Below are 13348 nucleotides of genomic sequence, written 5' to 3' on the forward strand. Positions count from 1 at the left end.
TCGCGGTCCAGCGTCCCGACCTCGGTGAGGAGGAGCGCGGTCCCCGGGAGCCGGCCCGCGGGGCTGGGCGGCGGACCCCGGGGGGAGTACCGTCTGATGCCCTTTCCCCGCGAGTGCCCGCTTTGCACTGATCTCGACGGCGAGGAGGTCGTCATGAGCCAGGCGATGGACCGTGTGTCCGTGAACGGGGTCGAGCTGGAGGTGGCCGTCGAGGGCTCGGGCGAGACCGTCGTGTTCGTCCACGGGGCCGGCATCGCGGACTCGTACCTCCCCGTCGCGATCGATCCGGCCGTGCGTGGCCACTACCGCACCGTCCGGTACCGGCGGCGGGGGTACGGAGGAAGCAGCCCGGTGCAGGGCGCCGTCGCCGTCTCCGAGCACGTGAGTGACTGCCGCGCGTTGCTGGCCGAGCTGGGGGTGCGGCAGGCCCACGTGGTCGGGCAGTCCTACGGCGGCGTGATCGCGCTGCAGCTCGCGATCGACGCACCCGAGGTCGTCGCGACGCTCGCGCTGTTCGAGCCGGCCCTGCTGGCCGTCCCCAGCGGCCCCCGCTTCTTCGAGCAGGTCGCGCCGGTCTTCCAGATGTACGAGCGCGGTGACCGCGTGGCGGCGGTCGACGCCTTCATGACCGCCGTGGGCGACTCGCACTGGCGCGAGAACGTCGAGCGCACCGTCCCGGGCGGTGTCGAGCAGGCCGAGACGGACGCGGCCACGTTGTTCGAGTCGGACCTGGCCTCGCTGGGGGCGTGGGAGCTGACCGCCGAGCAGGTGGCGACCCTCCGGCAACCCGTGCTGTACGTGCTCGGGTCCAGGACGTTGCCGGTGATCCGCGAGGGGCGGGACCTGCTGCGCGCGTGGCTCCTCCGGATGGACGACGTCGTGTTGGACGGCGCCACCCACTTCCTGCAGATGGAACAGCCGTCCGCCGCAGCCGCAGCGCTCGCCGACTTCCTGAAACGACACCCGGCTGCCGTGTAGCGCACCCGTCCACGTCGGACGGGCCGGGCGAGGGAGCGGCCTGCCGGCCCGACTCCCCCGCCCGTCACGGTCGGGCCTCGCCCCTCACACCGCGGCGAGCCGCGCGTCCCACCGGAAGTTCCGCGCCGCCAGCCACCCGAACAGCACCGGCCAGACGACCAGCGAGACCAGCGCGTACGGCGTCCACGGCGCGCCGTAGGCGATCCGGCTCAGCGCGCCGATCGCCCCGCCCGGCAGCAGCGCGAGCAGGTCGGGCCAGCCGTCGGCCGGGACCACGGCGACGATCACCGCGGACGCGACCACCACGAAGAACAGCGGCAGGGTGGTGATCTGTGCGCGCTCGGCCGAGGGCGTCACGATCGCGGTCGCGAGCGCCGCGGTCGTCACCAGGGCGAGCCCGCCCAGCACGGCGAGCGGCAGCGCGAGCGGCGCGCCGGGCGCGGGAAGGCCGGCGACGACGTCGAACAGCCCGAACAGGACCAGCTGCCCCAGGGCGAGCACGGCCGCCGGCCCGACGGTCCCGACGAGCAGGCCGCCGTCGGAGATCCCGCTGGTCCGGAACCGCTTGAGCACGCGGGTCTGCCGGCGCGCCACCAGGGTCTGGGTCCCGCCGACGTACACGCCCATGCCCAGCGCGAACACCACCTGCATGGCCACGACGTAGGTCGGCGAGTCGATCTGGCTGAACGTCAGGAACACGCCGAGGGCGAGCGGCACGATCAGTACCGAGGTCAGCAGCGTCCGGTTGCGCAGGATCAGCGTCAGCTCGGACAGGACCAGCGCGGCGATGCGGTCCATCACGCCTCCTCACGTGTCGACCGGGTGTCCGAGTCGGTGCGGATCGAGTGGTAGATGTCGGCGAGCGACGCCGGCGCGGCCCGCAGATCGGACAGCCGCACCCCGCGCTCGGCGGCCCAGGCCAGGAAAGCGGTGAGGTCGCGCTGCAGGTCCGTGGTGCTCACCCGGAGCGTCCGGCCGTCGAGCGCGACGCCGTCGGGTGGGGTGACGCCGTCGGGCAGCGTCGCCGAGAACCCGGCCGGCCGGCTCGCGAGGATCTGCTCGAGCGTGCCGGACACGGCCAGCCGCCCCTCGTGCATGATCGCAACGCGGTCGGCCAGGGCCTCGGCCTCCTCCAGGTAGTGCGTGGTGAGCACGACCGTGCGGCCGCCCTCCTGCAGCTCCTGGATCGCGTCCCAGGTCCGGCGCCGGGATCCCGGGTCGAGACCGGTGGTCGGCTCGTCGAGGACGACCAGCTCGGGCGACCCCCACACCGCCGTCGCCAGGTCGAGCCGTCGCTTCTCCCCGCCGGACAGGGCGCCGACGCGCACGTCGCGCCGGTGCACCAGGTCGAAGCGCTCCAGCAGCCGGTCGGGCCGGTCCGGCCGGACCGCCAGCTTCCCCCACAGCTCGAGCGTCTCGCGGACCGTCAGTTCCTCGACGAACCCGCCCTCCTGCAGCTGGATCCCCATCCGCGCCCGCAGCGCGGCCCGCTGCGTGCCGGGGTCGAGACCGAGCACCGAGACCTCGCCCCCGCTGCGCCGCTGGAACCCCTCGAGCACCTCCAGCGTGGTCGTCTTGCCCGCGCCGTTGGTGCCCAGCAGCGCGAACACCTCCCCGCGCGGGACCTCGAGGTCGACCCCCCGGACGGCCTCGAACGTCCCGTACCGCACGCGCAGCCCCCGCACCCGGACGGCCGTGTCGCGTCCCCCCGCGCCGGTCACCGCCGGCTCGCTCACCGTCTCCGTCATGGCCACCACGGTGCCGGGTGGTCGCGGGCCCCCGGTAGGCGTGGGCGTCACCGGTCCTGCTGACACGGCACACGTCCGGGCATGACAGCTGTCATCCGGTGCGTCGCAGGTACGGACCGGGACGGGGCGCTCGGATACCGTCGTCGGCGTGACGATCGACCGCCCGCTGACGGGCCGGCTCGCCGCCTCGCCGACGGAGCGGCAGGTCCGGGCCGCCCGCCGGTTCAGCCGGATCGGGCTGGTGATGACCGTCGGCTGGTTGCTGCTCGTGCCCGCGTTCGTGCTGTGGACCGGGCTGCCGGGGCCGGCCTGGCTGGCGGCGCTCGTGCCGCTCTACCTGGCGTCGATGCTGCTGCACCTGATCCGGATCCGGCGCTACGTCCGGTCGCTGGGCACGCCCGCCCCGCCGGCGTTCGTCGTGCCCGCGTGCGTGGTGGGTCTGGCGATCACGCTCGTCGGGGTGGCCTCGTCGTGGGGCGGCTGGACGTGGGCGCTCGTGGCCGGGGTGCTCCTGGGCGACGTCGTCGCGGGCCGGCGGGCGCGGGTGATTGCGGTGTGGGTGGTCGGGTCGACACTGGTGGTGCTCGGGTCGACCTACGCCGTCGGCGCACTCGTGGGCCCCGACATCGGCGGCGTCCCGGTCTCGCCGTGGTTCGCCGCCGGGATCTCCACGTTCTACGTGGCCGGGATGTGGTGCCTCGACGTCGAGCGGCTGTGGTGGTTCAAGGCCGTCACCGACCTCGACGACTCGCGGCGCACCGCCGCCGAGCTCGCCACCGCCCGCGAGCGGCTCCGGCTCGCCGACGACCTGCACGACATCCTCGGGCACGCGCTCGAGGTCGTCGCCTTCAAGAGCGAGCTCGCCGCGCGGCTGATGGAGGCCGACCCCGACCGGGCGCGCTCCGAGATGGACGAGGTGCAGCGGGTGGCCCGCGAGTCGTTGACCGAGGTCAGGGCGCTGGTGCGGAGCACGCGGGACACCGATCTCGCCGTCGAGCTCGCCGGGGCGCGGGCGGTCCTCGGCTCCGCGGGGGTGACGCTGGAGGTGCACGGCGACCCCGAGGCGGTGGCGCCGGCGGCGCGCAACGTCCTCGGCCGCGTCCTGCGCGAGGCCATGACCAACGTGCTGCGGCACGCCCAGCCGAGCAGCTGCACCATCGAGATCGCCGCGGACCGGCTCGTGGTGTGCAACGACGGGGTGACCGGCCCCGGCGACGGCGCCGGGACCGGGCTCGTCGGGCTGGAGCGATACCTGGAGGACCACGCCGGACGGCTCGCCGCCGGGTGCGACGGGCGGGGCGGCTACCGGCTCGAGGCGGTCCTCGGGAGCGGCCGGTGATCCGGCTGGTCCTCGCCGACGACGAGTCGCTCACCCGGGGTGCTGTCGGCGCGCTGCTCGACCTCGAGACGGACCTGACCGTGGTCGCCGAGGCGGGCTCCGGCGACGAGGCGGTGGCGGCCATCGCCGAGCAGAAGCCCGACGTCGCGGTCCTCGACGTCGAGATGCCCGGACTCGATGGCGCCGAGGTCGCCCAGTGGGTGAAGGCGAACGCGCCGGGGGTCCGGTGCATCGTGCTGACCCGGCACGCCCGGCCCGGGGTGCTGCGCCGTGCGCTGGCGGCGGGGGCGGCGGGCTTCGTGACGAAGAGTGCACCGGCCTCGCTGCTCGCCGACGTGATCCGGCGGGTGCACGGCGGCGGCCGGTACGTCGACCCCGACCTGGCCATGACCGCCCTCACCACCGAGGACTGCCCGCTCACCGAGCGGGAGCTCCAGGTCCTGCGCAGCGTCGGTCAGGTGGGGCCGGCGGGCACGGCGGGGGACATCGCCGCGCGGGTCCACCTGTCGGCCGGCACCGTCCGCAACTACCTGTCCTCGGCGATGCAGAAGCTCGGCGTCGCGACCCGGGTGGAGGCGCTGGAGCGGGCGCGCGACCACGGGTGGTTGTGAGACCGCTACGGGGCGCGGCGGATCGCTAGGCTGGGCCGCGATGGACCGCCGCGACCCTGCAGCCCGCCCCGACCCCGCCGCCGGGACGGGGGCATGGCGCAGTGGGCGGCACGCCCCCGCCCGACGGTCCGGTGGGGAGTCGGGCTTCCCCACGGAGGACGACCGGTCGGGCCCCGGGACGGAGGTGGCCCGTCGGGACGAGGGCGGTTCCCCGACGGAGCGGGATGCGGCCCGGCAGGACCGGGCGGATCAGGACCGGACGGATCAGGACCGGACGGATCAGGACCGGGTCGAGCAGCACCGGGCCGAGCAGCACCGGGTCGAGCTGGAGCGGGGCGCGCCGGACGGGATCGACCGGCGGCGCGGCGCAGGTGAAGGGCCGGGCCCGGACGGTGAGCGCGAGAGGGGCCGGCCCCGAGGTCGGTCCGCCTCCGCGTCGGATCCCGACCCCGAGGGACCGGAAATCCGCGGGACCCGGGCCCCGGCGGCGGAGGCGTTGCGCAGGTTCCGTCCGCGGAGCTGGCGCGGCGCGATCGGCCTCGGGATCGTGGGCGCCGCGGCGCTGCTGTTCGTCTTCGTGGCGTTCGACGACCAGGCGCGCTGGTGGGTCCCGGTCGCCGCCGGGCTCGTGGTGCTCGTGCTGCTCTCGCTGCTGCGCCTGGACCGGCTGCTGAAGGGCTGGACCTGGCACGTCGCCGGGGTCGCGCTGCTGGCCGGGCTGGTGCACGAGACCGCCGGGAACCCCTGGTCCTGGGCCTTCGCCGCGAGCATCGGGGTGCTGGTCGCCGGGCTGCTCCGGCTCCCGCGGTGGCAGCTCGCGGCCGTGGGGGCGGCACTGTGTGTGGTGTCGTTCGTGGGCTACCAGTTCCGCGCCGCCGAGGTCCGCGAGCAGGAGACGCAGATCGCGCAGCAGGCCGGGACGCAGCTGCGGCAGGGCTTCGGCTACGACCGGCCCGACCTCGTCCTCACCAAGCTCGGCCAGGGCCTGACGCCGGCCGACCCCGAGGCGGTGTGCCGCCTCCTCGACCCGGCCGCACAGACCCAGCTGGCGCAGGCCACCGGCACCGCCGACTGCACCGCCGGGGTCGGCGTGGCCGCGAGCCACGTGCCGGCGGGCAGCTCCACGGCCGCACCCCGCGCCTCCACCTCGCCCACCCCGGTCCCGCCGCCGGGCACCGTCGTCGCCCTCGACGGCTGTGCCACCGCCTGGGGCCGCGCCGTCCCTGCCCTCGGCACCGTCGACGTCGTGCGTACGGAGAACACCGCGAAGGCCACCTGGCGGGTCGCCGGCTTCCGTCCCTGCCCCTGAGCGCCCCCGCGAGCCCTCTGGCCTCCCGCGAGTCGGGCCGTCGGCGTCCACGCGTCGCGCCGCGCCCCGTGGTGAACCCCGTTCACCGGGAGCCGCCGATGCCGAGATCGCCGTCCGGGACGATGTGCGGCCACCGACGGCCGCGGGCGGTCCGCAACGACGACCAGGGTCCACTCCTGCCCGCCGCGCCCGCAGCCACCGCCGACCGGTCGGGCCGCGTTCCCCGAGAACGCCACCGGCCCCGCGATCCGACGATCGCGGGGCCGGTGACGGAACTACTGCGTCAGGAGCCGGACTCGCCCTTGTCGCCGGTGCCCGAGGAGGCGTCGGAGCGGGCGTGGCCGTTGGTCTCCGGCTTCGGGGCGGAGCCGTTGGACGGCGCCCCCTTCGACCCGGACGCGTCGGACTCCTCCTTCGCCGCCTCGGTCGACCCGGTGGGCGGCTCCGACGGCCCGGCCGTCTCCGCCTCCGCGGACGCGGTCGGCTCCTTGCCCGAGCCTGCGACCGCGGCGTCGTTCATCTCGGTCGTGACCTCGGCCTTGTCCGCGTCCGGACCGGCGACGTCCGCGTCGGCGGCCTTCTCCGCGACGGCGTCGCCGGGCGCCTCCGCCGGCTTCACCGTGTCCGCCGCGGCCCCGGCCGAGGTCGACGCGGTGGCCGTGCCGGAGTCGGCGGCACCGGCCGGGGTGTTCTCGGTGAGCGGGGAGGCCGTGGTCTGCGCGACGTCGCCCTCGGTCGCCTGGGCGTCGGCCGGCGTCGCGACGGCGGAGTCGCCGCGCCGGACCGAGGCGAGCAGCATCTGTGCGACGTCCTGCACCTGGACCTGCTCGCCCTCGCCGCCGGCCTGCTTCTGGGTGAGCCCGTCGCCGATCATGGTGCGGCAGAACGGGCAACCCACGGCGATCGTGCCCGCCGCGGCGGCCGCGCCGTCGCCCCCGACCGGGGAGAGGGTCTCGAGCGCCTCGGTGGTGCGGGTGACGTTGATCCGCTGCCCGATCCGCTCCTCCATCCACATCCGCGCACCGCCGGCGCCGCAGCACATCGAGCGGTCGGCGTGCCGGGGCATCTCGGTGAGCGTGCCGACGGCCGCGACGAGCTCGCGGGGCTCCTCGTAGACCTCGTTGTGCCGGCCCAGGTAGCACGGGTCGTGGTAGGTGACCGCCGTGGAGGAGTCCGGGTCGGCGACCGGGACGAGCTTGCCGGTGCGGACGAGCTTGTTGAGCAGCTGGGTGTGGTGGATGACCTCGTAGTGGCCATCCAGCTGCGGGTACTCGCGGGAGAGCGAGTTGAGGCAGTGCGGGCAGGTGGTGACCATCTTGCGGGTGCCCGGCTCGCGGCCCTCGAACACCGCGTTGAGCATCTCGGCGGTCTGCTGGGCCATCATCTGGAACAGGAACTCGTTGCCCGCGCGCCGCGCCGGGTCGCCGGTGCAGGTCTCCTCGGTGCCCAGGACCACGTAGTTCACCCCGGCCCGGTGCAGCAGCTCGGCGGTGGCGCGGGTGGTCTTCTTGGCGTTGTCGTCGAACGCGCCGGCGCAGCCGACCCAGAAGATGTACTCGGTCTCGGGCGAGAGCTCGCCGTCGAACACCGGGACCTCGAAGGGCAGGTCCTGGGTCCAGGCCAGGCGGTCCTTCTGGTTCGAGCCCCAGGGGTTGCCCTTGTTCTCCAGGTTCTTGAACAGCCCCGACAGCTCCGTGGGGAACTCGGTCTCGATCATGACCTGGTAGCGGCGCATGTCGACGATGTGGTCGACGTGCTCGATGTCGACCGGGCACTGCTCCACGCACGCCCCGCAGGTGGTGCAGGACCACAGGATGTCCGGGTCGATGACGCCGAGCACGTCCTCGCCGCCGACCAGCGGGCGTTCGGCCTCCTTGACCGCGGCCTGCGGGATCGCGGCCAGGCGGGCCTCGGCGTCGTCGCCGGTGAGCCCGACCTCCTCGCCGGTCATGTCCTTGCGGCCACCGGCGAGCAGGTACGGGGCCTTGGCGTAGGCGTGGTCACGCAGCGCGTTGACCAGCAGCTTCGGCGAGAGCGGCTTCTCGGTGTTCCACGCCGGGCACTGGCTCTGGCAGCGGCCGCACTCGGTGCAGGTGGTGAAGTCGAGCAGGCCCTTCCAGGTGAAGTCCTCGACCCGCCCGGCGCCGAAGGTGTCGGTGTCCGGGTCGGCCTCCTCCAGGTCCAGGACCTTGCCCTGGCTGGTCATCGGCTTGACGTTGCCGAGCGCCTTGCGCCCGTCGTCCTCGCGCTTGAAGTAGATGTTCGGGAACGCGGTGAACCGGTGCCACGCCACGCCCATCGTGGGCTTGGCGGCGATCACGATCAGCCACAGCGTGGCCGAGAGGACCTTCACCGTGGCGAACACCGAGATCAGCGTGGGGCTGCCCGGGAAGACCGTGGACAGCGGGCCGGAGACGAAGGTCGACCAGTCCGGGGCGTCGAACGCGCCGAGGGCCATCTTCGAGGCGCGCACCACCAGGATGCCCACCCCCTCGAGGAACACGATGGCCTCGACGAAGTACGCGCGGCCCATGTGCGAGCCGTAGAACCGCGACGCCCGCCCGAGCCGGCGCGGGTTCTTCACCTGGCGGTACACGATCAGCGGGAGGATGCCGACCACGGTGCCCACGCCGAGGATCTCGACCCACAGCGAGTACGGGCCCCATTCGCCGATGACCGGCAGGTGCCAGGTCGGGTTCCACACCTCGACGAACGCCTCGACGAGCGCCAGGAACAGCCCGCCGAAGCCGACCATCACCAGCCAGTGGAACACACCGACGTGGCTCCACTTCAGCATCCGGGTGTGGCCCAGTGTCTCCTTGAGCATGGTCGCGAAGCGCGGCCCGAACGGGCCGCTGCGCGTTCCGTCGGCCTGGCCCAGGCGGATGATGCTCACCATGCTCGCCGCCGTGCGCCACACCAGCGCCACGGCCACGACGGCGGACAACACCGTGACGATGCCGAGCACGTACTGCACCCAGGTCATGTGGACGAACCTCCCTGTCGTGGTCCCGGCAAGAAGGCTATACGCGTGGTTACTGACGAGTAGCAACACGAAGCGGCCTCGTTGCGGTTCGCGACGACAATCGCGTGAGCGGGAGAATAGGTCACCGGAGTGGCCCTGTGCCCTGTGACGGGTACGGCACGCTGCGGTGACGGGGGGTGCCGGACGCGCTCCGCAACCGCTGCTCCCCCGGTCAGGGCCGGGTGGTCAGGGTGCCCTTCTGAGAGCGGAATCACCGAATGCCCGGCTCGTCGGCCCGCGGGGCGGGACGCACGGTGACCGGCCGTGCGCGGCTGCGGGCCGCTCACCCGGACGGCGGGCCTCGCTTCACGGTCGGTGCGAGGTCTGGCGCGAACGGGTGCGGCGGGGTACCCGGAAACGCGTGCGAACGGGTGGCTCTGGCGTGGTCCCGGCAGGGTCGGGGCCCGTCGTGGCTACTCTGGTCCGCTGGCGGCCCGTGCTCCCCCCGTTCCCGCAGGGTGTCCGCCCGACCACGGCAGGAGAAGACCGATGACCGGACCAGGGGCCCGGACCCTCTGGTACGCCCAGAACCTCACGACGAACGGCCTGCAGGGGTGGATCCAGGACAACATCGTCCCGCTCATCCTGCTGGGCATCGCCATCATCCTGCTGTGGATCGGCGGGCGGGGTGACAACGCCGGCGTGGCCCGCCGCAGCGTGGGCCTCCTCGTCGGCCTCGTCGCGCTGGGCATCGCCGTGTCCGGCAACGGGCCGCAGGTCGGCCGCTTCCTCGCCAGCCTGATCACCGGTTAGCCGTGCTGGTCCGCACCGACGACGAGGTGTACCGGGTCGACTCCGTCTGGTTGGGGCCGCCGCGCGCGACCTTCCCCTGGCGCGCGCGGTACGTCTCCTACGGTGTCGGCCTGCTCGTCATGATCGTGATCATGTTCGTCCAGCGCCGGATCGGCATCGGGCTGGACTTCTTCTCGGTGGCCTGGGCGCTGGTGCTGACCGTGGTCGCCACCCGGTTCCTCGGGAAGAAGATCGACTACGAGCGCCCGCTGAGCCAGGTCGCGGAGCTGTTCCGGCACGAGGTCACCGGTCCTCGGCAGCGCCGGCGTGGCGCGGGCGGGCCGGTGCGGTTCGCGCACGTCCGCACGCACCGGGCCCTCCCGCGGGCGGGCCGGTCGGGCCGGCCGTCCGTCCCGGAGCCGCGGCCCGCCGTGCGCGCCGAACCGGAACCCGCGCCCGAACCGGCACCGCAGGCCGTCGACGCGGCGCCCGTGCTGCGCGACGTCACCCCGGTGCGGGCCGCGCCGCGCCGGGTCGGACGCACGGCCTCTGTGCCGCAGCCCTGGGCGACCTCCGCGCAGCGCCGCGGGGCCCCCGGGAAGGCGAGCGGGAAGCCCGCCACGAACGGATGGAAGGGGGCCGGACGTGGCCGCGCGTGAGCAGCGCGACCCCTTCCGCGACGGCCGCCGCCCCGCCGGTCGCGCCCTGCAGGGCGAGGCCAAGCTCCCCAAGTTCAGCCCGACGATCGCGCTGCGCAGCATCGACGGCCACGTCACCCGCACGTCCGCCCAGGTCATGGCCTGGTACCGGCTGTCCCCGCAGGCGTGGAGCTTCCGCAGCGACAGCCAGCGCGAGATCCTCATCCGGCAGATCGCGGCACAGCTCGGCGAGCTGCAGGGCCGCTGGCTGCACCTGCGGGTGACCACCCGCCCGTACCCGGTGCACATGTGGGCGGAGTCCTTCGACAAGAACGCCCTCGGCCGCATGCCCGACGTGCCGGGCGCCCTGGGCTGGGACGCCTTCCTCGAGGGCGAGCAGCGCCATCTCATGGGACTGTCCATGAGCGACAAGGAGGTCTTCCTCGGCGTCGAGGTCTCCGGGCGCAGCATGATCGACCGGTGGTTCGAGCGCGCGGCCCCCGTACTGGGCCGGGTGGTGCCGGCGGCGGTGCGGGCCGAGCTGTCCGCGCTGGAGTCCGAGCTCAACCACCTCGACGCGCTGGTGGCCGGGTCGGGGCTCGACGGGGTGCCCGCGTCGGCGTCGGACATGGCGTGGCTGATGCACCGCTCGGTCGCCCTCGGGCTGCCCGCGCCGCGCAGCCTGTCGTCGGTCCCGGTGGGCGTGACCCGGTGGGAGGAGGAGGACCTCGCGGCCTTCACCGACGGCGTCGAGCTGCACCAGGAGCCCTACGCGCCCACGGTGAAGGTGACCGGCCGGGTCCGCGGACAGGCCGTCACCCGGGACGTCGCGGTGCTCTCGCTCGGGCTGATGGAGGGGCTGCGCATCCCCGAGGTCGACGACCCGTGGATGCAGCACTCCGACCGGCTCCCCTTCCCGGTGGAGTGGTCGGCGCGGATGTACATCCGCAGGCCGGAGGAGGTGACCGGCGAGCTGCAGCGCCAGATGGGCAAGGTGCGCAGCCAGATCCGGCACTACACCCACGACCACGACCTCGAGCCGCCGATGTCGCTGGCCCGCCAGGCCGACCGCGTGCTCGAGGTCGAGGACGAGCTGACCAGCGGCCTGACCCAGCTCAACACGCGGCTCTACGGCTGGTGGCGGATCGCGGTCTCCGGGCCGGACGAGGGCGAGGCGATCCAACGCGCCCAGCAGGTGCTGGACCTCTACTCGCCGAAGGTGCAGATCGAGCACCCGGAGGCGCAGTACCGCTACGCCCGCGAGTTCATCCCCGGCGAGGCGCTGGCGTCCACGGCGTACCGGCGGCGCGGCTCCGTCACCTGGGCGGCGGCCGCGGTCCCGGCCGCGACGGCCAGCGTGGGCGACCGGCGCGGGATCATGCTCGGCGAGACCTGCACCGCGACCCGCCGGCCGGTGGCCTGGGACCCGTGGCTCGCCCAGGAGGTCCGGCGGGCCTCCGGCCTCACCGCCGTCGTCGGCGGGCTGGGGTCCGGCAAGTCCTTCCTCACCGGCCTGATCGTCTACAAGACCCTCCGCGCGGGTGCACGGTGGACGGTGCTCGACCCGTCGGGCCCGCTGGCCGAGCTGACCCGGCTGCCCGAGCTGGCCTCCTTCTCCCGGCACATCAACCTGCTGCGCGCCGACCCGGGCATCCTCAACCCGTACCGGGTGGTCGCCGAGCCGCGGCCGGACCACTTCGCCGACGACGAGGACCCCGAGCGGTCCTGGCGGCGCGAGCGGTCCCTGGCCGCCGCCACCCGCCGGCGGCTGGTGCTCGACGTGCTCACCGGCCTGCTGCCCTACGACGTGGCCCGGCTGCCGCACACGCGGATCGTGCTGCTCCGCGCGGTGCGCGAGGTCGGCGGCGCACCGGACCGGCACCCGGGCCTGGTCATCGACGCGCTGCGCCGGCACCAGCGCGAGGGCGAGGACCACGCCGGCGTGGTCGCGGACTTCCTCGAGGAGCGCCGCGAGCTGCCGCAGGCCGCGCTGCTGTTCCCGGACACGAGCCGGGACGACCCGTGGGCCGCCGACCGGGACTACCGGTTGACCGTGCTCACCATGCAGGGCATGACGCTGCCCCGCCCGGGCAGCCCGCGCGAGGAGTGGACGGACAACGAGGCGCTGGCCGTCGAGCTGCTCAACCTGGCCTCCTGGCTGACCCAGCGGACGATCTACGAGGCCGACCGCAACCTGCGCAAGGGCGTCGCGCTCGACGAGACGCACTTCCTGTCCCAGGTGCCCACCGGCAAGGTGCTCATCGACCGGCTCGCCCGCGACTCCCGCAAGTTCAACGTCCGGGCCCTGTTCGCCTCCCAGCTGGCGGGCGACCTGCTGCGGGTCTCCGGCTTCGCGTCGCTGGTCAACGCCGTGTTCGTCGGCCGCACGGACGACGAGGAGGCGCAGACCGAGGCGTTGCGCCTGCTCCGGGTCCCCACCGGGGTCGGCTACGAGCAGATGCTGAGCACGCTCTCCCCGCGCCCCCGGCACGACGACCGGCCGGACGACACCCCCCGCCAGTTCGTGTTCGCCGACGGCCACGGCGGCGTCGAGAAGATCCGGATCGACCTCGAGGCACCCCACCTCGACCACGTGCGCGAGGCCCTCGACACCAACCCCGACGCCAGCCGGGTCGCCGTCAGCGGGGCACCGGTGCTGGCCGCCGACTCCGGGCGGGCGCCCGACGAGCCGCGCCCGGTCGGGGCGCGCCAGGTCGTCGTGCCGCCGGGCGGAATCGATCTGGACGAGGACCTCGACCCCGTCGACCTGTCCGCGCCGGAGATCCGCACCGGCGAGGCCACCCGCGTCGGTCCCGGCCGGCCGGGCTGGGACGGCGGCGTGCAGGTGGTCCCCGCCTCCCCCGAGGCGGACCTGGACGACCTCGACGACGAGCAGCTCGACCTCCTCGACGACCTGGAGGAGGGCTGGGCCGACCTCGACGAGGACGCCGAGCTCGCCGTCGACGGG

General features: G+C 74.2%; 9 protein-coding genes and 1 pseudogene. 7 read left to right on the forward strand and 3 right to left on the reverse strand.

What is annotated here, in order from left to right; all coding sequences use genetic code 11:
• Nucleotides 1-153: 153 nt before the first annotated feature.
• Nucleotides 154-978 carry an alpha/beta fold hydrolase gene (locus tag LWC35_RS21175; protein ID WP_232871911.1) on the forward strand — a complete coding sequence of 275 codons (825 nt, stop codon included), beginning with the start codon at nucleotides 154-156 and terminating at the stop codon, nucleotides 976-978.
• An 84-nt stretch (nucleotides 979-1062) separates the two neighbouring features.
• Here LWC35_RS21175 and LWC35_RS21180 read toward each other — a convergent pair whose 3' ends face one another.
• Both LWC35_RS21180 and LWC35_RS21185 read right to left on the reverse strand, forming a co-directional pair.
• Nucleotides 1063-1776 (reverse strand): ABC transporter permease, encoded by a 714-nt coding sequence (locus LWC35_RS21180; protein WP_232871912.1) that lies wholly within the window; start codon nucleotides 1774-1776, stop codon nucleotides 1063-1065.
• The gene (locus tag LWC35_RS21185) at nucleotides 1776-2726 is read right to left on the reverse strand and encodes an ABC transporter ATP-binding protein (RefSeq protein ID WP_232871913.1); all 951 of its coding nucleotides are present in this window, start codon (nucleotides 2724-2726) and stop codon (nucleotides 1776-1778) included. The genes LWC35_RS21180 and LWC35_RS21185 overlap by 1 nt, the downstream gene beginning before the upstream one ends.
• Nucleotides 2727-2874: 148 nt before the next feature.
• Here LWC35_RS21185 and LWC35_RS40410 point away from each other — a divergent pair, with 148 nt between their 5' ends.
• Genes LWC35_RS40410 through LWC35_RS21200 form a run of 3 tightly spaced genes read left to right on the forward strand, consistent with a single transcriptional unit; the run spans nucleotide 2875 to nucleotide 5985 of the window.
• Nucleotides 2875-4065: a sensor histidine kinase gene (locus LWC35_RS40410; protein ID WP_232871914.1), complete on the forward strand. Its 1191-nt coding sequence runs from the start codon at nucleotides 2875-2877 to the stop codon at nucleotides 4063-4065.
• Nucleotides 4062-4676, forward strand: coding sequence for a response regulator transcription factor (locus LWC35_RS21195; protein ID WP_232871915.1), 615 nt, complete (start codon nucleotides 4062-4064; stop codon nucleotides 4674-4676). The genes LWC35_RS40410 and LWC35_RS21195 overlap by 4 nt, the downstream gene beginning before the upstream one ends.
• 40 nt (nucleotides 4677-4716) lie before the next feature.
• On the forward strand, nucleotides 4717-5985 hold the full coding sequence (locus LWC35_RS21200; RefSeq protein ID WP_232871916.1) for a hypothetical protein: 1269 nt from the start codon (nucleotides 4717-4719) through the stop codon (nucleotides 5983-5985).
• A gap of 676 nt (nucleotides 5986-6661) precedes the next feature.
• Here LWC35_RS21200 and LWC35_RS21205 read toward each other — a convergent pair.
• Nucleotides 6662-8971: pseudogene (locus LWC35_RS21205) on the reverse strand ((Fe-S)-binding protein); the annotation flags it as partial.
• 528 nt (nucleotides 8972-9499) lie between these two features.
• Between LWC35_RS21205 and LWC35_RS21210 the strand changes: the two are divergent.
• From LWC35_RS21210 to LWC35_RS21220, 3 genes are all read left to right on the forward strand, one after another.
• Complete coding sequence (locus LWC35_RS21210) at nucleotides 9500-9763, forward strand: hypothetical protein (RefSeq protein WP_232871918.1); 264 nt, start codon at nucleotides 9500-9502, stop codon at nucleotides 9761-9763.
• Between the two features lie 2 nt (nucleotides 9764-9765).
• Nucleotides 9766-10401, forward strand: a complete 636-nt coding sequence (locus LWC35_RS21215; RefSeq protein ID WP_232871919.1) for a hypothetical protein — start codon at nucleotides 9766-9768, stop codon at nucleotides 10399-10401.
• Nucleotides 10388-13348 (forward strand): ATP-binding protein (locus tag LWC35_RS21220; RefSeq protein ID WP_232871920.1); only part of this gene is annotated, 2961 nt, incomplete at its 3' end. The genes LWC35_RS21215 and LWC35_RS21220, both read left to right, overlap by 14 nt.

It is taken from the genome of Pseudonocardia kujensis (genome assembly GCF_021283305.1).
GTDB lineage: Bacteria > Actinomycetota > Actinomycetes > Mycobacteriales > Pseudonocardiaceae > Pseudonocardia > Pseudonocardia kujensis.